General features: G+C 64.1%; 16 protein-coding genes. 12 read left to right on the top strand and 4 right to left on the bottom strand.

The genetic code is table 11. The annotated features are described in order from the left end of the window. Nucleotides 1-25 precede the first annotated feature (25 nt). The 11 genes from ppc (at nucleotide 26) to H3H36_RS12195 (ending at nucleotide 15,493) form a co-directional block, all read left to right on the top strand. Nucleotides 26-2,776, top strand: coding sequence for a phosphoenolpyruvate carboxylase (ppc, locus tag H3H36_RS12145; RefSeq protein WP_182217837.1), 2,751 nt, complete (start codon nucleotides 26-28; stop codon nucleotides 2,774-2,776). 52 nt (nucleotides 2,777-2,828) lie between these two features. After that, complete coding sequence (gene gap, locus H3H36_RS12150) at nucleotides 2,829-3,845, top strand: type I glyceraldehyde-3-phosphate dehydrogenase (protein WP_182217839.1); 1,017 nt, start codon at nucleotides 2,829-2,831, stop codon at nucleotides 3,843-3,845. Between the two features lie 90 nt (nucleotides 3,846-3,935). After that, entirely contained in the window at nucleotides 3,936-5,333 is a 1,398-nt protein-coding gene (gene pyk / locus H3H36_RS12155) for a pyruvate kinase (protein ID WP_229219889.1), read from the top strand. A gap of 14 nt (nucleotides 5,334-5,347) precedes the next feature. Continuing rightward, nucleotides 5,348-6,631, top strand: a complete 1,284-nt coding sequence (gene eno, locus H3H36_RS12160; RefSeq protein ID WP_182217844.1) for a phosphopyruvate hydratase — start codon at nucleotides 5,348-5,350, stop codon at nucleotides 6,629-6,631. A gap of 238 nt (nucleotides 6,632-6,869) precedes the next feature. Further along, the gene (locus H3H36_RS12165; protein ID WP_182217847.1) at nucleotides 6,870-8,123 is read left to right on the top strand and encodes a maltoporin; all 1,254 of its coding nucleotides are present in this window, start codon (nucleotides 6,870-6,872) and stop codon (nucleotides 8,121-8,123) included. Between the two features lie 70 nt (nucleotides 8,124-8,193). Continuing rightward, nucleotides 8,194-9,255 (top strand): aldose epimerase family protein, encoded by a 1,062-nt coding sequence (locus H3H36_RS12170; RefSeq protein ID WP_182217849.1) that lies wholly within the window; start codon nucleotides 8,194-8,196, stop codon nucleotides 9,253-9,255. A 120-nt stretch (nucleotides 9,256-9,375) separates the two neighbouring features. Then, nucleotides 9,376-11,115, top strand: a complete 1,740-nt coding sequence (locus H3H36_RS12175; RefSeq protein WP_182217851.1) for an IlvD/Edd family dehydratase — start codon at nucleotides 9,376-9,378, stop codon at nucleotides 11,113-11,115. A 17-nt stretch (nucleotides 11,116-11,132) separates the two neighbouring features. After that, nucleotides 11,133-12,125, top strand: coding sequence for an AraD1 family protein (araD1, locus tag H3H36_RS12180; RefSeq protein ID WP_182217853.1), 993 nt, complete (start codon nucleotides 11,133-11,135; stop codon nucleotides 12,123-12,125). Beyond that, nucleotides 12,122-13,654, top strand: coding sequence for an aldehyde dehydrogenase (NADP(+)) (locus H3H36_RS12185; protein WP_182217856.1), 1,533 nt, complete (start codon nucleotides 12,122-12,124; stop codon nucleotides 13,652-13,654). Before araD1 ends, H3H36_RS12185 begins: the two co-directional genes overlap by 4 nt. A 28-nt stretch (nucleotides 13,655-13,682) precedes the next feature. Further along, the gene (locus H3H36_RS12190) at nucleotides 13,683-14,459 is read left to right on the top strand and encodes an SDR family NAD(P)-dependent oxidoreductase (RefSeq protein ID WP_182217859.1); all 777 of its coding nucleotides are present in this window, start codon (nucleotides 13,683-13,685) and stop codon (nucleotides 14,457-14,459) included. A 95-nt stretch (nucleotides 14,460-14,554) separates the two neighbouring features. After that, on the top strand, nucleotides 14,555-15,493 hold the full coding sequence (locus H3H36_RS12195; RefSeq protein ID WP_182217861.1) for a LysR substrate-binding domain-containing protein: 939 nt from the start codon (nucleotides 14,555-14,557) through the stop codon (nucleotides 15,491-15,493). 26 nt (nucleotides 15,494-15,519) lie between these two features. Here H3H36_RS12195 and H3H36_RS12200 read toward each other — a convergent pair whose 3' ends face one another. Continuing rightward, nucleotides 15,520-15,849, bottom strand: coding sequence for a HigA family addiction module antitoxin (locus H3H36_RS12200; protein WP_182217864.1), 330 nt, complete (start codon nucleotides 15,847-15,849; stop codon nucleotides 15,520-15,522). A 17-nt stretch (nucleotides 15,850-15,866) separates the two neighbouring features. After that, a complete protein-coding gene (locus H3H36_RS12205; protein WP_182217866.1) occupies nucleotides 15,867-16,148 on the bottom strand; it encodes a type II toxin-antitoxin system RelE/ParE family toxin in 282 nt (93 codons plus the stop codon). Nucleotides 16,149-16,565: 417 nt separating this feature from the next. On the opposite strand from H3H36_RS12205, the gene H3H36_RS12210 reads away from it, so the two are divergent. Next, the gene (locus H3H36_RS12210; RefSeq protein ID WP_182217869.1) at nucleotides 16,566-16,835 is read left to right on the top strand and encodes a hypothetical protein; all 270 of its coding nucleotides are present in this window, start codon (nucleotides 16,566-16,568) and stop codon (nucleotides 16,833-16,835) included. Nucleotides 16,836-17,105: 270 nt separating this feature from the next. Here the strand turns inward: H3H36_RS12210 and mmsB are convergent, their stop codons facing one another. Both mmsB and mmsA read right to left on the bottom strand, forming a co-directional pair. Next, the gene (gene mmsB / locus H3H36_RS12215; RefSeq protein ID WP_182217871.1) at nucleotides 17,106-18,401 is read right to left on the bottom strand and encodes a multiple monosaccharide ABC transporter permease; all 1,296 of its coding nucleotides are present in this window, start codon (nucleotides 18,399-18,401) and stop codon (nucleotides 17,106-17,108) included. Then, the gene (mmsA, locus tag H3H36_RS12220; protein WP_182217874.1) at nucleotides 18,394-19,935 is read right to left on the bottom strand and encodes a multiple monosaccharide ABC transporter ATP-binding protein; all 1,542 of its coding nucleotides are present in this window, start codon (nucleotides 19,933-19,935) and stop codon (nucleotides 18,394-18,396) included. The genes mmsB and mmsA overlap by 8 nt, the downstream gene beginning before the upstream one ends. Between the last annotated feature and the right edge of the window lie 30 nt (nucleotides 19,936-19,965).

Here is a 19,965-nt window from a genome sequence, read left to right on the forward strand (position 1 = left end):
AATTCACTACAATTTGGCGGGGCACATGGACGGTTCGAACGCACTGTATGACAAAGATGAATTGCTGGGCCGGGATATCCGCCAGCTGGGGCGCTTACTGGGCGATGCGATCCGCTCGCTGCATGGCGAGGACGTGTTCAAGTCCATCGAGGCGGTACGCCAGACCTCGATCGGCCTGCGCCAGCGTCCTTCGCAAGAGGGCCGCGACGCGCTGCAGGCGCAGTTGCACGCACTGAGCCCGGTCGATACCAAGCAGCTGATCCGCGCCTTCAGCTATTTCTCGCTGCTGGCCAATATCGCGGAAGACCAGCATCACACCCGCCGCAGCCGCGCCCACCTGATCGCCGGCACCGCGCCGCGCAACGGCAGCCTGGCGCAGGCGCTCAAGAACATCGTCGATGACGGCCACTCGGACCAGTTGCAGCACGTGCTGGCCGAAGCGTGCATCAATCCCGTCTTCACGGCCCACCCCACGGAAGTGCAGCGCAAGAGCATCCTGAACTGCCAGATGGCTATCGCCCGCCTGCTCGACGAGCGTGACCGCATCCAGATGACGCCGGAGGAGGAAGAGGCGAACGAGGAAGCGCTGGCGCGCGGTATCGTCACGCTGTGGCAGACCCGCTTGCTGCGCACCACCAAGCTGTCCGTGCTGGACGAGGTGGAAAATGGCCTGTCCTTCTTCGATCGCACTATCCTCAGCACCTTGCCGCAGCTGTACGGCAGCATGCACGACACGCTGGCCAAGCTGGACCCGGCCTGGCAAGGCCGCGAACTGCCCACCTTCATGCGCATTGGCAGCTGGATCGGTGGCGATCGCGATGGCAATCCCTTCGTCACGGCCGACGTTCTGCGCGCCACCTTGCAGCGCCAGGCCAATGTCGCGTTGTCGCACTACCTGACGGAGCTGCACAAGCTGGCCTCGCAGCTGTCGCTGGCCCAAGCGCTGAGCGGCAGCTCCGAAGCGCTGCGCCGCCTGGCCGACGAGGCGACGGACGGCTCGCCGCACCAGGTGGACGAGCCATATCGCCGCGCCCTGCACGGCATGCACGCCAAGCTGTCAGCCACCCGCGCGCTGCTGACCGGCGCCGCCGACGACGCGGACGCGCACTCGCATTACACCAGCGCGCAAGCCCTGCGCGACGATCTCGACATCCTGCACCACTCGCTGCTGGCCCATGGCGCCGGCGCATTGGCCAAGGGCCGTTTGCGCCATTTGCGCCGCGCCGTGCAGGTGTTCGGCTTCAGCCTGGCGCCGATCGATCTGCGCCAGAATTCGGACGTGCACGAGCGCGTGGTGGCCGAACTGCTGGCCCACGCCCGTCCCGGCTGCGACTACCTGGCCATGGACGAAGCCCAGCGCTGCGCGCTGCTGCGCGAGGAAATCGCCTCGCCACGGCTGCTGGTCAGCCCTTACCAGACCTATTCGGAAGCGACGGCCGGCGAACTGGCCATCTTCGCCCAGCTGAAACAGGCGCATGACACCTACGGCCAGGATGCGATCTGCAACTACATCATCTCCAAGGCCGCCAGCCTGTCGGACCTGCTGGAAGTGGCCGTGCTGTTCAAGGAATTCGGCCTGCTACGCCGCGAGACCGGTACGCTGGCCGTCAACATCATTCCGCTGTTCGAGACCATCGAGGACTTGCGCGCCGGTCCCGCCATCATGGAACAGGCGTTCAAGGTCCCCGAATATATGCGCCTGCTGCAGTCGCGCGGCATGCGCCAGGAAGTGATGCTCGGTTACTCGGACAGTAACAAGGATGGCGGCTACCTGACCTCCGGCTGGGAACTGTACAAGGCCGAGATCGAACTGGTGAAGGTCTTTGCGCACTACGGCGTCAAGCTGCAATTGTTCCATGGCCGCGGCGGTTCCGTCGGCCGTGGCGGCGGCCCAAGCTATGAGGCCATCATGGCCCAGCCTGCGGGCACGGTGCAGGGCCGCATCCGCGTCACGGAGCAGGGCGAGGTGATCACGGCCAAATACGCCAACGCTGAAGTGGGGCGCCGCAACCTGGAAGTGATGGTCGCGGCCACGCTCAAGGCCACCTTGTTGGGCGAGCGCCAGTTCCAGCCGGAGGCGGCGCAACTGGCGGCCATGGAAGCGCTGTCGGCATCGGCCATGCAGGCTTACCGATCGCTGGTGTACGAGACGGAAGGTTTCGACACCTATTTCTGGCAGTCGACCGTCATTTCGGAAATCGCCGCGCTCAATATCGGCAGCCGTCCCACCTCGCGCAAGGCGGCCGGCAAGATCGAGGATCTGCGCGCCATTCCGTGGGTGCTGAGCTGGTCGCAGTGCCGCCTGATGCTGCCGGGCTGGTATGGCTTCGGCTCCGCTGTCGCAGCCTTCCTGGCCAAGGACCGCGAACCGCGCCTGGCCATGCTGCGCCAGATGTACCAGGACTGGCCGTTCTTCCACTCGCTGCTGTCGAACATGGACATGGTGCTGGCCAAGAGCGATATCGCCATCGCCAGCGGCTACGCTAGCCTGGTGACGGATGTGGCGCTGCGCGAATCCATCTTCGGCCGCATCCAGGCCGAGCATGCGCGCACGGTGGACGCGGTCAAGCAGATCACCGGCCAGCGCGAGCTGCAGGACCACAACCCGCTGCTGCAGCGCTCGATCCGCAACCGCTTCCCGTATGTGGACTTGCTCAATCACGTGCAGGTCGAACTGCTGCGCCGCTATCGCGACAACAACGCGGATGCCGATACCCGTGTTGGCCTGCACCTGTCGATCAACGGCATCGCGGCCGGTTTGCGCAACAGCGGCTAAGCCTCCGCAAAAAAATGATGTGTCCTTCCAACCCAACCCCGAGGAACTGAGCATGACGATCAAAGTAGCAATCAACGGTTATGGCCGCATCGGCCGCAATGTGCTGCGCGCTTTCTACGAAGGCGGCAAGAAGCAGGATATCCAGATCGTGGCCATCAACGACCTGGGCGACGCCAAGTCCAATGCCCACCTGACCCGCTACGATACGGTTCATGGCAAGTTCCCCGGCACGGTCGAAGTGGACGGCGACAACATGATCGTGAACGGCGACGTGATCCGCGTGTTCGCGCAGCGTAATCCGGCCGAAATCCCATGGGGCTCGCTGGGCGTGGACGTGGTGCTCGAGTGCACCGGCTTCTTCACCACCAAGGAAAAAGCCTCGGCCCACTTGAAAGGCGGCGCCAAGAAGGTGATCATCTCGGCGCCAGGCGGCAAGGATGTGGATGCGACCATCGTCTATGGCGTGAACCAGCACGTGCTGAAAGCCACCGACACGGTGATCTCGAATGCATCCTGCACCACCAACTGCCTGGCCCCGCTGGTCAAGCCCCTGAACGACGCGATCGGCGTGGAGACGGGCCTGATGACCACCGTCCATTCCTACACCAACGACCAGGTGCTGTCCGACGTGATGCACGAAGACCTGCGCCGCGCCCGTTCGGCCACCATGAGCATGATCCCCACCAAGACCGGCGCCGCCGCTGCCGTGGGCCTGGTGCTGCCTGAGCTGAACGGCAAGCTCGATGGTTTCGCCATCCGTGTACCGACCATCAACGTGTCGCTGGTCGACCTGTCGTTCATCGCCAAGCGCGACACCACCGTGGATGAAGTGAACGCGCTGATGAAGGCCGCCGCCGAAGGCCCGCTGCAAGGCGTGCTGACCTATCAGACCGAACCGCTGGTGTCGGTGGACTTCAACCACAACCCGGCCTCGTCCAACTTCGATTCGACCCTGACAAAGGTGTCGGGCCGCCTGGTCAAGGTATCGTCGTGGTACGACAACGAGTGGGGCTTCTCGAACCGCATGCTGGACACCACCGTGGCCCTGATGGCCGCGTCCCAACAATAATTCCGTCCTCACCAGGAGACAAACGTGCCCAATACCGTTACCCATCGCGCGACCAAGATCGTTTCCACCATCGGCCCGGCCTCGAACGACATGGCCACGCTGGTCAAGATGTTCAAGGCCGGCGTTGACGTCGTGCGCCTCAACTTCTCGCACGGCCGCGCGCAGGACCACGTGGACCGCGCGCGCATGGTGCGCGAGGCCGCGCGCGAATGTGGCCGCGAAGTGGCCATCATGGCCGACCTGCAAGGCCCGAAAATCCGCGTCGGCAAATTCGAGAATGGCAAGACGGAGCTGGTGGCCGGCGCCAAGTTCATCCTGGACGCGGCCTGCGAACTGGGTAACGACGAGCGCGTTGGTCTCGATTACAAAGATCTGCCGCGCGACCTGAAGCCGGACGACGTGCTGCTGCTGAACGACGGCCTGATCGTGCTGGTGGTCGACAGCGTGGTGGGCAGCGCCATTCACACCACCGTGCGCATCGGTGGCGAGCTGTCCAACAACAAGGGCATCAATCGCCAGGGCGGCGGCCTGTCCGCGCCGGCGCTGACGGCCAAGGACATGGAAGACATCAAGACGGCCATGAGCTTCCAGGCCGACTATCTGGCCGTGTCCTTCCCCAAGAACGCGACCGACATGGAAATGGCGCGCCAGCTGGCCAACATCGCCGGCGAACCGTATGACCACAAGCCGTTCATGATCGCCAAGATCGAGCGGGCCGAAGCCATTCCGGCGCTGCAGGAAATCCTGGATGCGTCGGACGGCATCATGGTGGCGCGCGGCGACCTGGCCGTGGAAGTGGGCAACGCCGCCGTGCCGGCGCTGCAAAAGCGCATGATCAAGATGGCGCGCGCGTCCAACAAGCTGGCCATCACCGCTACCCAGATGATGGAATCGATGATCGTCAATGCCGTGCCGACCCGCGCCGAAGTATCGGACGTGGCCAACGCGGTGCTCGATGGGACGGACGCGGTGATGACGTCGGCCGAAACGGCGTCCGGCCGCTATCCGGTGGAGACGGTGGAGCACATGGCCGCCATCTGCCTGGATGCGGAAAAGTGGGATACCTGCCAGCTGGACGTGGATCTGTCCAATGCCTCGTTCAGCCGCATCGACCAGTCCATCGCCTACGGCGCGCTGTTCACGGCGCACCACCTGCGCGTGAAGGCCATCGCTGCGCTGACGGAATCGGGTTCCACGGCCTTGTGGATGAGCCGTAACAACATCGACATTCCGATCCTGGCCCTGACCCCGAGCCTGGCCACGCAACGCAAGCTGGCCCTGTACCGCAACGTGACGGCGCTGGAACTGAAGGTGGACGGCGGCAAGGAGCAGGCGTTCCGCGCGGTCGAGAAGCTGCTGGTCAAGCGCGGCGCCGTGAAGGCGGGCGACAACGTGGTGCTCACGTGGGGTGAGCCCATGGGTGTGGTGGGCGGCACCAACGCCCTGAAGATCCTGAAAATCGGCGCAGCCGCGCTGAACGACAACTGACTGGAGCTGTAGTTATGAGTGCAATCATCAATGTGACCGGCCGCGAAATCATCGACTCGCGCGGCAATCCGACCGTGGAATGCGAAGTGCTGCTGGAATCGGGCGCCAAGGGCCGCGCCGCCGTACCGTCGGGCGCCTCCACCGGCTCGCGCGAAGCGATCGAACTGCGCGATGGCGATCCCAAGCGCTATTTCGGCAAGGGCGTGCTGCAAGCGTGCGAGAACATCAACACGGAGATTTCGGAAGCCATCATGGGCCTGGACGCCAATGAGCAAGCCTTCCTGGACCGTATCCTGATCGACCTCGATGGTACGGAGAACAAGGGCCGCCTGGGCGCCAACGCCATGCTGGCCGTGTCGATGGCCGTGGCGCGCGCGGCGGCCGAGGAAGCGGGCCTGCCGCTGTATCGCTACTTCGGCGGTTCGGGCGCCATGCAGCTGCCGGTGCCGATGATGAACGTGATCAACGGCGGCGCGCACGCCGACAACAACCTGGATATCCAGGAATTCATGATTATTCCCGTGGGCGCGCCATCGTTCCGCGAGGCGATCCGCTACGGCGCCGAAGTGTTCCACACGCTGAAGAAAATCCTGCACAAGAAGGGTTTGACCACAGCCGTGGGCGACGAGGGCGGCTTCGCGCCTTCCGTGGCCAGCCATGAAGACGCGATCAAGCTGATCATCCAGGCCATCGAGGAAGCCGGCTACGAGCCAGGCACCCAGATCGCACTGGGCCTGGATTGCGCCGCCTCCGAGTTCTACAAGGATGGCAAGTACCAGCTGGAAGGCGAAGGCCTGAGCCTGACGGCCACCGAATTCACCAACCTGCTGGCCACCTGGTGCGACAAGTACCCGATCATCTCGATCGAAGACGCGATGGCTGAAGGCGACTGGGACGGCTGGGCGATCCTGACCAGGGAACTGGGCAAGAAGGTGCAGCTGGTGGGCGACGACCTGTACGTCACCAACACCAAGATCCTGAAGGAAGGCATCCAGAAGGGCATCGCCAACTCGATCCTGATCAAGATCAACCAGATCGGCACCCTGACCGAGACTTTCGCCGCCATCGAAATGGCCAAGCGCGCCGGTTATACGGCCGTGATCTCGCACCGCTCGGGCGAGACGGAAGACGCGACCATCGCCGACATCGCCGTGGGCTTGAACGCGCTGCAGATCAAGACCGGCTCCATGTCCCGTTCGGACCGCATGGCCAAGTACAACCAGTTGCTGCGCATCGAGGAAGACCTGGGCGATGTGGCCTCCTACCCAGGACGCGAGGCGTTCTACAACCTGAAGTAAGCGTGCAACAGTAACAGCACAAAACGGCCGGAGCGATCCGGCCGTTTTGCTTTGTGGATGGGTAAATGGGGTACGTCCCTGATTTTTCTCGATATCAATTTTGGTATCGAAATTGAAAAATAAGTAATTGGAAAGGAATCGTTGCAGCCACTAGTATCAAGCTCGGCATCTGAACCGCATGCGGTGATACCAGTCCAGTGCGACAACCGACCATTTCAAAAACAAAGAGGAGACAACCATGAAGCAACGCATCCTGACCATGCTGCCGCTGGCGCTAGCCATGACGCTGGCCGGCAACGCCGCCCGCGCCGACGCCGGCCACGACGAGGAAGGCTTCCACGGCTACCTGCGCGCCGGCGTGGGCAGCAGCCACGGCCCGCAGAACTGCTACAGCCTGGGTGGCAACACGATGAAATACCGCCTCGGCAACGAATGCGACGCCTACTTCGAAGGCGGCTACACCAAGGAATTCGCCAAGACGCCCGATGGCGTGAGCTTTGTCGGCACGCTGTGGGCCAACGAGTGGAACTCGGGCTCCGAGTTCGGCGACGCCAAGCTGGGCCTGGCCAAGGCCTACGTGGAAGCGAAGGGCATCGATGTGCTCAACGGCGGCGTGGCCTGGATCGGCAAGCGCTATTACTACCGTCCGGACATCCACATGCTGGACCTGCAGTTCATTAACCTGAACGGCACCGGCGGCGGTATCGACGGCGTCAAGGCCGGTCCCGGCAAATTCAGCTACGCCGTCTTCAAGGACAACGACAGCATCACCACCAACCCCACCACGGGCCTGGTGACGGACAATAAATCGGCGCTGCGCCAGAACCTGATCTACGAAGGCTTGCCCGTCAACCCGGGCGGCACCATCGACATCGCCACCTCCATCATCACGGCGCAGGGCAAGGACAAGCACAATGGCTGGCAACTGACCGTGCTGCACAAGCAGGACAAGGTACTGGGCGGCGGCAACACTTTCGGCATCCAGTACGGCGTGGGCCCCGGCACGGGCATCGGTGTGGGCAATGACCGCATCGGCGCCTCCGGCAGCACCACGCTGGGCAGCGACGTGAAGCGCACCCGCATTTTCAACGACCTGGTGATGCAGCCGACCCCGGAATTCAGCATGGAGTTCGTGGTGCTGGGCCAGCGCGACAAGTCCGACGCCGGCGGCTCCAGCACCTGGACCACGCTGGGCGCGCGCCCCGTCTACGCGCTGAGCGAGCATTTCAAGCTGCAGGCGGAACTGGGCACCCATCGCGTCACCCAGCCGAACGGCGGCGAGACGCTGCGCCTGAACACGATCACCATCGCGCCGACCATCACGGCCGGCAAGGGCTACTGGTCGCGTCCTGAACTGCGCGCCTTCGTCACCTACGGCAAGTGGAACGACCCCGCCACCGCCGCGCTCAACGCCAGCAACAACGCCGGCCCGGCCTTCGGTTCGGCCACCAACGGCACCTCGGTCGGCCTGCAGGTCGAAGCCTGGTTCTAAGACAGGGCAGGGCGCCGCTTCGCTCTGGCGTGGAGATGTCCAGAGCGGGGCGGCGCCTGGCACCATTCCCATGTTCGCCTCACCACTCCCCAGCATCACCCGCGCGCCGTTCGGCCAGTTGCCGGACGGGCGCGCGGCCAGCCTGTACACGCTCGATAACGGTTGCGGCCTGACGGTGTGCATCAGCGATTTCGGCGGCATCATCACGGCCATTCATGCGCCGGACCGGCATGGCGTGCGCGCCAACGTCACGCTCGGGCACGCGACGCTCGCCCCATATCTGGACGACCGCGGCTACCTTGGCGCCCTGATCGGCCGCCACGCCAACCGCATCGCCCACGGCCGCTACGAGTACGACGGCCAGCAGGTGCAGCTCGACGTCAACGATGGCAAGAACCACCTCCATGGCGGGCGCCATGGTCTGCACACGGCCTTGTGGCAAGGTGCGCCCAGCGCCAAGGCCAGCGCGGCACGGCTGTCGCTCACGCACGTGAGCCCGGACGGCGACCAGGGCTACCCCGGCGCCCTGGCGCTGACCGTGCTCTACGAACTCAATCGCGCCAATGAATTGTTGATCCATTTTCGCGCCGAGTGCGACCGGGCCACGCCCGTCAGCCTGACCAGCCACGCTTATTTCAACCTGGCGGGGCAGGGTGATATTCTCGATCAGCGGCTGATGATCGCCGCCGATCATTACACCCCGGTGGACGCGGCCTTGATACCCACCGGCGCCATCGTCCCGGTCCAAGGCACGCCGTTCGATTTCCGCACGCCGCACGCGGTCGGTCAGCGCATCGCTGCGGACCATCCGCAACTGGCGCTGGGCGGCGGCTACGACCACAACTTCGCGCTGCGTCCGCGCGCGTATGCCCACCCCACGCTGGCGGCGCGGCTGCATGATCCCGGCTCGGGCCGGGCGCTCGACGTGTCATGCACGGCGCCGGGCTTGCAGTTCTACAGCGGGAATTTCCTCACAGGCGGCGCGGGCCAACACGGCTACCGCGCTGGCTTGTGCCTGGAACCGCAGCAGTTCCCCGACAACCCCAACCAGCCAGCCTTCCCCAGCGCCATGCTGCGGCCTGGCCAGGTCCATCGCAGCAGCATCACCTACCGATTCCACCTTGTTGATTGATATCCATTTCGATATCGAATACGAGGAATAAGTGATTGGATTGTTATGGATGGCCGCACTACCATCACTCATCGCTGCGCGGACGGTCACGCATGCCGCGCGCTCAACCAGGAGGAATGCATGTCCGCGACAAAGAAAACCAAGCTGCGCTCGGCCGAGTGGTTCGGCACCCAGGATAAGAATGGCTTCATGTACCGCAGCTGGATGAAAAACCAGGGTATCCCCGATCACGAATTCCAGGGCAAGCCCATTATCGGCATCTGCAATACCTGGTCCGAACTCACGCCGTGCAACGCCCACTTCCGCCAACTGGCCGATTACGTCAAGCGCGGTATCCTCGAAGCGGGCGGCTTCCCGGTCGAATTCCCCGTGTTCTCGAACGGCGAATCGAATTTGCGCCCGACCGCCATGCTGACCCGTAACCTGGCCAGCATGGACGTCGAGGAATCGATTCGCGGCAATCCGATGGACGCCGTGGTGCTGCTGGTTGGCTGCGACAAGACCACGCCGGCGCTGCTGATGGGCGCGGCCAGCGTGGACCTGCCCACCATCGTCGTCAGCGGCGGCCCGATGTTGAACGGTAAGCTCAATGGCAAGGACATCGGCTCCGGTACGGCCGTGTGGCAGTTGCACGAGCAGGTCAAGGCCGGCACCATCACCATGCATGAATTCATGCACGCCGAATCGGGCCATTCACGCTCGGCCGGTACCTGCAACACCATGGGCACCGCGTCCACCATGGCCTGCATGGCCGAGGCGCTGGGCACCAGTCTGCCGCACAATGCCGCCATTCCGGCCGTCGATTCGCGCCGTTACGTGCTGGCCCACATGAGCGGCATCCGCATCGTCGAGATGGTGCACGAGGACCTGCGCCTGTCGAAGGTGCTCAAGCGCGAGAATTTTGAAAACGCGATCCGCGTCAACGCCGCCATCGGCGGTTCCACCAACGCAGTGATCCACCTGAAGGCGATCGCTGGCCGCATCGGCGTCGACCTGGCGCTGGAGGACTGGACCCGCGTCGGCCGTGGCATGCCCACCATCGTGGACCTGATGCCGTCGGGTCGCTTCCTGATGGAGGAGTTCTACTACGCCGGCGGCCTGCCAGGCGCCATCCGCCGCATGGGCGATGGCAAGCTGCTGCCCCATCCCGATGCGCTCACCGTGAACGGCAAGACGCTGTGGCAAAACTGCCAGGATGCGCCCGTGTATGACGACGAGGTGATCCGCCCGCTGGACAAGCCGCTGCTGGACGATGGCGGCATTTGCATCCTGCGCGGCAACCTGGCCCCGCGCGGCGCCGTGCTCAAGCCGTCCGCGGCCACGCCGGCGCTGATGCAGCACCGTGGCCGCGCCGTCGTGTTCGAGGACTTCGACCACTACAAGGCCCGCATCATCGACCCCGAACTGGAGGTGGACGCCAACTCCGTGCTGGTGATGAAGAACTGCGGCCCCAAAGGCTATCCCGGCATGGCGGAAGTAGGGAATATGGGCCTGCCGCCCAAGTTGCTGGCGCAAGGCGTGACGGACATGGTGCGCATCTCGGACGCGCGCATGAGTGGCACGGCCTACGGCACGGTGGTGCTGCACGTGGCGCCCGAAGCCATGGCCGGCGGCCCGCTCGGTGTGGTGCGCGACGGCGACTGGATCACGCTCGATTGCGCCGGCGGCGTCCTGAACCTGGAGATCAGCGATGCGGCGCTGGCCGAGCGCCTGGCCGAACGGGCCGCGCGCCAGCCGGCGACGGCCAGGAGCGGCTACCAGCAACTCTATATCGACCATGTGTTGCAGGCCGACGAAGGATGCGACTTCGATTTCCTCGTCGGGAACCGTGGTTCGGAAGTACCCAAGCATTCACACTAAAACAAGCGGGAGACACCATGTTACTGGTTCAATTCAAGACTGAAGACGGGACGCGCCGTGTGGGCGTGCTCGAACAAGACACCATTCGCGTGATCGACGGCTACGACAGCACGTATGCGCTGGCCCAGGCCGCGATCCGCGCCAAGCGCAGCCTGGCCGCACTGGCTGCCGAAGCGGCGGGCACGATGGCCCAGGACTACGCCACTGTGGCGAACGCTGGCCGCCTGCTGGCGCCGATCGACCATGCCGACCCGGCGCATTGCTACGTGACCGGCACCGGCCTGACCCACCTGGGCAGTGCCGACACGCGCGACGCCATGCACAAGAAAATCGGCGGCGCCGTCGAAAACCTGAGCGACAGCATGAAGATGTTCCGCATGGGCGTGGAAGGCGGCAAGCCGCCGGCCGGCACGGCCGGCGTGCAACCGGAGTGGTTCTACAAGGGCGACGGTTCCATCGTGGCCGCCAGCGGCCAGCCCTTGCGCATGCCCGAATTCGCGCTCGACGGCGGCGAGGAACCGGAAATCGCCGGCCTGTACGTGATCGGCGACGATGGCCAGCCTTACCGCGTCGGCTACGCGATCGGCAACGAATTCTCCGACCACGTGACGGAGCGGCAGAACTACCTGTACCTGGCCCATTCCAAGCTGCGCGCCTGCGGCCTGGGCCCGGCGCTGCTGGTGGGCGAATTGCCGCCGCATGTGGAAGGCACCTCGCGCATACTGGACGGGCAAGGGCAGGTGCGCTGGCAGAAGGCGTTCGTGAGCGGTGAACAGAACATGTCGCACACCATCGCCAACCTGGAACACCATCACTTCAAGTATCCGCTGTTCCGCCGCGCCGGTGACGTGCATATCCACTTCTTCGGCACCGCGACACTGAGTGTGGCCGACAACATCGCTGTCCAGCCCGGTGAAACGTTTGAGATCGAAGCGCCGGCGTTCGGGCCAGCGCTGCGCAACACGCTAGCCACGTACCCGGCCGGTATCGCCAAGGTGACGCCATTATGACAATCAGCGGCGAAGCATTCATCGGCGGCATGCCGGTGCGCGGCAAGGGCCAGCCATTCACGGCCTGGAATCCCACGGAGGGGCAGAGCATGGAACCGGCCTTCCATGCGGTGGACGCAGCCCAGATCGACCTGGCCTGCCGGCTGGCCGAGGCAGCGTTCGACGGTTTCCGCGCCAGCAGCGACGAGCAGCGCGCCACGCTGCTGGAAACCATCGGCCACCAGATCGAGGAACTGGGCGATGAACTGATAGCACGCGCCTGCGCGGAAAGCGGCCTGCCGCGCGCCCGCATCGAAGGAGAGCGCACGCGCACCGTCAACCAGCTCAAGCTGTTCGCCAACCTGCTGCGCCAGGGCGAATGGAACGAGGTGGTGATCGACCGCGCGCTGCCCGATCGCACGCCGCCGCGTCCGGACCTGCGGCGCCGCATGATCGGTCTGGGGCCGGTCGCCGTGTTCGGCGCCAGTAACTTCCCGCTGGCGTTCTCGGTGGCCGGCGGCGACACGGCGTCGGCGCTAGCCGCTGGCTGCCCGGTGCTGGTGAAAGCCCATCCGGCCCATCCCGGCACCTCCGAACTGGTGGCGCACGCCGTGGCCAGGGCGTTGGCGCAGTGCCACATGCCGGCCGGCGCGTTCGCGCTGCTGACGGGCGCCGGCAACGAGGTGGGACAGGAACTGGTGCGCCATCCGGCTGTGAAAGCGGTGGGATTCACCGGCTCGCGCGCGGGCGGCCTGGCGCTGATGGCGCTGGCGGCCGCGCGGCCGCAGCCGATTCCCGTGTATGCGGAAATGAGCAGCATCAACCCCGTGTTCCTGCTGCCGGCCGCGCTGGCGGCCCGTTGCGGTCAGATCGCCACCGACTTCGCGGCCTCGCTGGCGCTGGGCGTGGGCCAGTTCTGCACCAATCCCGGCCTGCTGCTGGCGCTGGATGGCCCGGACGTGGAACGCTTCGAACTGGCGGCGGCGCTGGCCGTGGCCGAGGGGCGGGCCGCGCCCATGCTCACCCCCGGCATCGCCCAGGCCTACCAGCGCGGCATGCGCCAGTTGGCCGAGCATCCGCAAGTGGCCACGTTGGCCATGGCCGGCCAGCACGACGGCAAGGGCGCGCCGGCCCTGTTCCGCACCAGTGCCGACGCCTTCCTGGCGCAGCACGCACTGGCCGATGAAGTGTTCGGCCCGGCCGCGCTGCTGGTCGTTTGCCGCGACATGGCGCAGATGCGCCAGGTGGCCGAAAGCCTGGAAGGGCAGTTGACGGCGACCTTGCAGATGGAAGCGGACGACCTCGATGCGGCCAAGGCTCTGCTGCCAGTGCTGGAGCGCAAGGCCGGCCGCATCCTGGCCAACGGCTTCCCCACCGGGGTGGACGTGGCGGCCGCGATGGTGCATGGCGGGCCGTTCCCGGCCACGTCGGACGGGCGCAGCACATCGGTGGGCACGGCGGCGATCCAGCGTTTCCTGCGGCCCGTGGCCTACCAGAACCTGCCGCACGCGTTGCTGCCTTCCGTGCTGCGGGATGATAATGACGCATAAAAGTAACCAGCAAACCTTGGAGACAGACATGAGACAATTGGCCACCTACGGCAGCCTGCGCGGCAAGCGGGTATTCATCACCGGCGGCGGCAGCGGTATCGGCGAATCGCTGGTCGCTGCGTTCGCGGGGCAGGGGGCGCTGGTGGCCTTCGTCGATATCGCGCGCGAGGCAAGCGAAGCGTTGTGCCAGCGCGTGACGCAGGCGGGCCACCCGGCGCCGCAATTCCGTTACTGTGACATCGCCGATATCGCCGCACTGCGCCAGGCCATGGCCGAACTGGCCGGGCCGGACGGCGTCGATGGCGATTTCGATATCCTCGTCAACAACGCCGCCAACGACCAGCGGCACCAGACTGCTGAAGTCACGCCCGAATACTGGGACCAGCGCATCGCCATCAACCAGCGCCCCATGTTCTTCACCTGCCAGGCCGTATTCGAGGGCATGAAGCGCAAGGGCGGCGGTTCCATCATCAACATCAGTTCCATTTCGTGGCACATCAAGGGCGCCGGCTATCCGGTCTACACGACGGCCAAGGCGGCCGTGGTCGGGCTCACGCGCGGGCTGGCGCGCGAGTACGGCGCGCACGGCATCCGCGTGAACACGGTCACGCCGGGCTGGGTGATGACGGAGCGCCAGCTGGCGCTGTGGGTGGACGCGGCGGCCGAGGAGGAAATCAGCAAGAGCCAGTGCCTGCCCGGCAAGCTGCTGCCCGAACACATCGCCTCCATGACGCTGTTCCTGGCCGCCGATGATGGCGCCATGTGCACGTCGCAGGAATTCATCGTCGACGCCGGCTGGGTCTGAACCCCGCCGCGCCATCGTTCACCCCTTGCCAGCCGGCTGCGCGACCCGCAGCCGGCTTTTTCGCATTCCAGACCAGAGACTGATAATATTTGCCTATGGACATCAACCCCAACTGGTTTCTGCAAGCCCGCCTGAAGACCCGGCAACTGCTGCTGCTGATCGCGCTCGACGAGCAGCGCAACATCCACCGCGCCTCGGAAGAGCTGCACATGACCCAGCCGGCCGCCTCCAAGCAGCTCAAGGAGCTGGAGGACATGCTGGGTGTGCAGTTGTTCGAGCGCCTGCCGCGCGGCATGGAGCCGACCCTCTACGGCGAGACCATGATCCGCCACGCGCGCATGGCCTTGAACAGCCTGTCGCTGGCGCATGACGACATCGTCGCCGTCAAGTCCGGCCTGCAGGGCCAGGTCGAAATCGGCACCATCATGACGCCCGGCCTGGTGCTGCTGCCGCGCGTGCTGACCATGGTGAAGGAACAGGCGCCCCGGCTGCGCATCGGCGTGCAGATGGAGCAGAGCAATGTGCTGCTGGACCAGCTGGAGCGGGGCCGGCTCGATTTCATGATCGGCCGGATACCGGAGCGCGTCAGCGCGGCCGGCCTGCGGTACGAGGAGTTGACGGACGAACCGGCCTGCGTGGTGGTGCGGGTGGGCCATCCGCTGCTGGCCGTCGATGGCCTGCAATTGAGTGACATCGCGGACCGGCCGTGGATACTGCCGCCCCAGGGCAGCATCCTGCGTTCGCGCTGCGACCTGATGTTCCGCCGCGCCGGCCTCACGCCGCCATTGAACGTGATCGACACCACGGCGCTGCTGCTGGTCACGGCCCTGCTGCAGCAGACCGATTCGCTGCACGTGATGCCGATCGCCGTGGCCCGGTACTACGAATCGCAGAACGTGCTGAGCGTACTGCCTATCGACCTGCCATGTCGGATGGATGCCTACGGGATTGTATCGCTGGATGGTCATCTGCCATCGCCCGGTGCGGAGCTGCTGCTGCGTGCCGTGCGTTCAGTGGCCAGGGAGATATTCTGAAGGGCGTTAACAAAGCCGGCTAGTGTTCATGCTGCCAATTCCTGGCTGTTGTCGCTGCCGGGGTTACGCGGCTCGATCTCATCTATTATTTTTTGCATGGACAGTCCGGCGGCCATTCTCAAATCGTATGCTTGTTGCAGGTTGAGCCACGACTGCGGATCGCCGCCGAAATAGCGCGCGAGCCGCAGCGCGGTATCTACCGTTATCCCACGCTTTTCGTTGATGATGTCGTTGATACGGGACGGCGTCACATGAAGCGCCTTCGACAGCGCATGTGCCGTCATCCCTAATGGGGCAAGAAACTCCTCCCGCAAGATTTCGCCGGGATGGATGGGGCGCATTGCATTCTTCAGCATCTCACAGCCTTCATCAGTTAGTGATAATCAACGATTTCCACGTCTTTCGGCCCGTTTTCTGTCCAGGTGAAGCAAATTCTGAACTGCGCATTCACCCGAATGCTGTACTCGCCTTGGCGCTCGCCGCTCAGTGCCTCCAGATGATTTCCCGGCGGAGAGCGCAAGAAGTCCAGGGTGGCCGCGCTGTCCAGTAGTTGGAGTTTCCGTTGCGCGCTGGATCGGAAGTTCGCAAACCGGGGCACGGCCTTTCCTTCGAACAGTTGTTTGGTCTGTTTGGATTTGAAGGAGAGTATGGCCATATTGTAGCCGTTTATCGGAATGCGGTAAGCAAGCGTAACGCTTCTTCAGTACGGTCCAGATGCGCCAGGTCAGTGCTGCTGACCGCTGTGGCTGCTGGCCGCCGTGACGTGCTCTAGCGGCTGGATATTGGCGCGCGTTGGACCGCGGATCGCCCGGCCGTTCGCGTTCGACGCCCCCATGATTGTCGCGCGCTAGCAGGCGTGCTTGGCCCCGATGCTGTGATGCATGACACGGATGTGCCAGCGCGCCTGGTCGAACAACTTTGGTTAACTTAGCGACATGACGGTTTTTCGCGGCTGTTAGGCCGTTTTATGCTCACGGTATTCTGCATGCCGCTTGCTCAAACCGGCATTATCTGGCAAGGTTGATGTTTTTAAAACGTCAAAATGACGTCCACTTTACGTTAGGCTATCCGAATGGATGCACAAGACCTTTGGATCAGTTTGAGGAATGAACAGCCTGAGCGTGTATCGAGGGTTGCAGAAAAGTTCGAACCTATTGAAGGTACAGCTTTGCATTTGGTAGAAAAGCTTATGGACCTCCGTTCTCTTGTATCAATAGCCAACGACAAATGCGGGACTATCGGCAATCCTTACGAACAACCGACTGAAGATCTCGAGGTTCTGCTTTCTATCGCGCGCCGTTTGTCGGGTATCCGCGGCAGGAACAAATGGGAGCGAGGATGACGGTGCCGCTGAACATTCACGTTGTACGTCTAACCAATGGTCCCCATCGGTCAGTGAAGCGGAGAGCTTTTCCAAATTTATCGTTGATAGTGCTGCGTACCGTGCCGTCCACGCAAACAAGCCAAGTAAGGTCACCGCTAGCTGGGCCATGGCTGCCAGTGAAAAGCAGGTCTCCATTCTCCGATGTGCTGCAGGAATCGGGCGCAATGGGATGAAAAAAACCCGGCAAGCGGGCGCTTGCCGGGCCAAGAGGGGAGAAATGTTCGTTGCTTATTTGTTCTTGTGGTAGACGTCCACGAACACGGCCGCCAGCAGCACCAGCCCCTTGATCACCTGCTGGTAATCGATGCCGATGCCCATGATGGACATACCGTTGTTCATCACGCCCATGACGAAGGCGCCGATCACCGCGCCCATCACCTTGCCTACGCCGCCCGAGGCCGAGGCGCCGCCGATGAAGCAGGCCGCGATCACGTCCAGTTCGAAACCGGTGCCTGCCTTCGGCGTGGCCGTGTTCAGGCGGGCCGCGAAGATCAGGCCGGCCAGCGCGGCCAGCACGCCCATGTTGACGAAGGTGGCGAAGCTCACGCGCTCCGTCTTGATGCCCGACAGCCGGCTGGCCTTCTCGTTGCCGCCCACGGCGTACACGCGGCGCCCGATCACGGTGCGGTTGGCGATGAAGGTGTAGGCCATGATCAGCAGCGCCATCACGATCAGCACATTGGGCATGCCCTTGTACGACGCCAGCAGGTAGCTGAAGTAGACGATGGCAGCGGCCAGCAGCACGTTGCGCACCAGGAAGAAGGCCAGCGGTTCATCGGACATGCCGCTGCCCACCAGCCGCGCGCGGGCGCGCAGCTTCACATAAGCCAGCGCCACGGCAGCCACCACGCCCAGCAGCAAGGAAGTAAGGCGCAAATCGCCGCCACTGAACAGCTCCGGGATGAAACCGGAGCTCAGGTGCTGGAAGCCATCCGGGAACGGGCCGACGGACTGGCCCTGCAGCAGCGCCAGCGTCAGGCCCTTGAACACCAGCATGCCGGCCAGGGTGACGATGAACGACGGGATCTTGGCGTAGGCGACGAAATAGCCTTGTGCCGCGCCGATCAGGCCACCCACGGCCAGGCATAGGACCCCGGCGGCGATGTAGTTCAGGTTGTAGTTCACGATCAGCACGGCGGCCAGGGCGCCGACGAAACCGACCACGGAGCCCACCGACAGGTCGATGTGGCCAGCCACGATCACCATCAGCATGCCGAGCGCCATGATGACCACGTAGCTGTTCTGCAGCAGCAGGTTGGTGATGTTGAGCGGCTCCATCAGCGTGCCGTCGGTCATGAGCTGGAAGAAGCCCATGATGAGCACCAGCGAGAACAGCATGCCGTATTCGCGCAGGTTGTTCTTGATGAAGCCCAGCGCCGAGGCGCCCGTGGGCGGCGCATGCTGCTGCGCGGCTGAAGTGGCCGATGTTGGCGGCGTCGCCGAGGCGGCCGCGGTGGCAGCGGTGGCCGGCTTGGCCAGGTTGGCCAGTTCGCCGGCCACGCCGGCTTCGATGTGATTACCCATGTTGCTTGTCTCCGTTTAATACAATCGCGCGCATGATCTTTTCCTGCGTCGCTTCGGCCGCGCTGAATTCGCCCACGCAGCTGCCTTCATTGATGACCATGATGCGGTCGCACATGCCCAGCAGTTCCGGCATTTCCGACGAAATCATGATGATGCTTTTGCCCTCCGCCACCAGCTGGTTGATGATGGTGTAGATCTCGAACTTGGCGCCCACGTCGATGCCGCGGCTCGGTTCATCGAGGATCAGCACGTCCGGTCTGGAGAACAGCCACTTGGCCAATACCACCTTCTGCTGGTTGCCGCCCGAGAGGTTGAGCGTTTGCTGGAACACGTCGGCGCAGCGGATGCGCAGCTTGGCGCGGAAATCGTCGGCCACCTGGAATTCGCGGCCCTCGTCGATCACCAGGTGGCGCGCCACGCCATTCAAATTGGCCAGGCTGGTGTTGCGCTTGATATCGTCCTGCAGCACCAGTCCCAGTGCCTTGCGGTCCTCGGTCACGTAGGCGATGCCGTGGCCGATGGCCTTTTGCACCGTGCTCACGTCGATCGCCTTGCCATCCTTGAACGCCTGGCCGCTGATCTTCTGGCCGTAGGAGCGGCCGAAGATGCTCATGGCCAGCTCCGTGCGGCCCGCGCCCATCAGGCCGGCGATGCCCAGCACCTCGCCCTTGCGCACTTTCAGGTCGATGCCCTTGATGACCTGCCGTTCCGCGTTTTCCGGATGGTGCACGCGCCAGTCGCGCACTTCGAAGCAGGTGTCGCCGATGTTGGGCGTGCGGCGCGGATAGCGTTCGGCCATGTCGCGGCCCACCATGTGGCGGATGATGCGGTCTTCGCTGATCTTCTCGGTGCGGCAGTCGAAGCTGTCGACCGTGTTGCCGTCCCTGAGCACCGTGATGGCGTCGGCCACCTTGGCAATCTCATTGAGCTTGTGCGAAATGAGGATGGAGGAGATGCCTTGCGCCTTCAGTTCCAGCAGCAGCGAGAGCAGGGCGTCGCTGTCGCTTTCGTTCAGGCTGGCCGTCGGCTCGTCCAGAATGAGCAGCTTGACCTGCTTGGACAGCGCCTTGGCGATTTCGATCAGCTGCTGCTTGCCCACGCCGAGCCGGTTGACGGGGGTGTCGGGCGCTTCGTTCAAGCCCACCTTGCGCAGCAGTTCGCGGGTCTTCGCGTGGGCCGCATGCCAGTCGATGATGCCGTGGCGGCCAGGTTCGTTGCCGAGGAAGATGTTCTCGGTGATCGACAGCAGCGGCACCAGCGCCAGTTCCTGGTGGATGATGATGATGCCCGCGTGTTCGCTGTCGGCGATGCCGCGAAAGGCGCGCACCTGGCCTTGGTAGTGGATGTCGCCGCTGTAGCTGCCGTGCGGGTAGACCCCGCTCAGCACCTTCATCAGCGTGGATTTGCCGGCGCCGTTCTCGCCGACGATGGCGTGGATCTCGCCGTCGCGCACCTTCAGGTTCACATGGTCGAGCGCGACTACGCCCGGAAAAGTCTTCCTTATCCCGCGCATTTCCAGGATGGTATTGGTCATATGGTTTCTCGGACTGTCTTGCATGAATGC

The organism is Rugamonas fusca (assembly GCF_014042365.1).
Taxonomy (GTDB): domain Bacteria; phylum Pseudomonadota; class Gammaproteobacteria; order Burkholderiales; family Burkholderiaceae_D; genus Rugamonas; species Rugamonas fusca.

What these genes read in the sequence shown, in the direction of transcription:
- ppc (WP_182217837.1), top strand. Translation starts at nt 26, where the DNA reads ATGGACGGTTCGAACGCACTGTATGACAAAGATGAATTGCTGGGCCGG.
- gap (WP_182217839.1), top strand. Translation starts at nt 2,829, where the DNA reads ATGACGATCAAAGTAGCAATCAACGGTTATGGCCGCATCGGCCGCAAT.
- pyk (WP_229219889.1), top strand. Translation starts at nt 3,936, where the DNA reads ATGGCCACGCTGGTCAAGATGTTCAAGGCCGGCGTTGACGTCGTGCGC.
- eno (WP_182217844.1), top strand. Translation starts at nt 5,348, where the DNA reads ATGAGTGCAATCATCAATGTGACCGGCCGCGAAATCATCGACTCGCGC.
- H3H36_RS12165 (WP_182217847.1), top strand. Translation starts at nt 6,870, where the DNA reads ATGAAGCAACGCATCCTGACCATGCTGCCGCTGGCGCTAGCCATGACG.
- H3H36_RS12170 (WP_182217849.1), top strand. Translation starts at nt 8,194, where the DNA reads ATGTTCGCCTCACCACTCCCCAGCATCACCCGCGCGCCGTTCGGCCAG.
- H3H36_RS12175 (WP_182217851.1), top strand. Translation starts at nt 9,376, where the DNA reads ATGTCCGCGACAAAGAAAACCAAGCTGCGCTCGGCCGAGTGGTTCGGC.
- araD1 (WP_182217853.1), top strand. Translation starts at nt 11,133, where the DNA reads ATGTTACTGGTTCAATTCAAGACTGAAGACGGGACGCGCCGTGTGGGC.
- H3H36_RS12185 (WP_182217856.1), top strand. Translation starts at nt 12,122, where the DNA reads ATGACAATCAGCGGCGAAGCATTCATCGGCGGCATGCCGGTGCGCGGC.
- H3H36_RS12190 (WP_182217859.1), top strand. Translation starts at nt 13,683, where the DNA reads ATGAGACAATTGGCCACCTACGGCAGCCTGCGCGGCAAGCGGGTATTC.
- H3H36_RS12195 (WP_182217861.1), top strand. Translation starts at nt 14,555, where the DNA reads ATGGACATCAACCCCAACTGGTTTCTGCAAGCCCGCCTGAAGACCCGG.
- H3H36_RS12200 (WP_182217864.1), bottom strand. Translation starts at nt 15,849, where the DNA reads ATGCTGAAGAATGCAATGCGCCCCATCCATCCCGGCGAAATCTTGCGG.
- H3H36_RS12205 (WP_182217866.1), bottom strand. Translation starts at nt 16,148, where the DNA reads ATGGCCATACTCTCCTTCAAATCCAAACAGACCAAACAACTGTTCGAA.
- H3H36_RS12210 (WP_182217869.1), top strand. Translation starts at nt 16,566, where the DNA reads ATGGATGCACAAGACCTTTGGATCAGTTTGAGGAATGAACAGCCTGAG.
- mmsB (WP_182217871.1), bottom strand. Translation starts at nt 18,401, where the DNA reads ATGGGTAATCACATCGAAGCCGGCGTGGCCGGCGAACTGGCCAACCTG.
- mmsA (WP_182217874.1), bottom strand. Translation starts at nt 19,935, where the DNA reads ATGACCAATACCATCCTGGAAATGCGCGGGATAAGGAAGACTTTTCCG.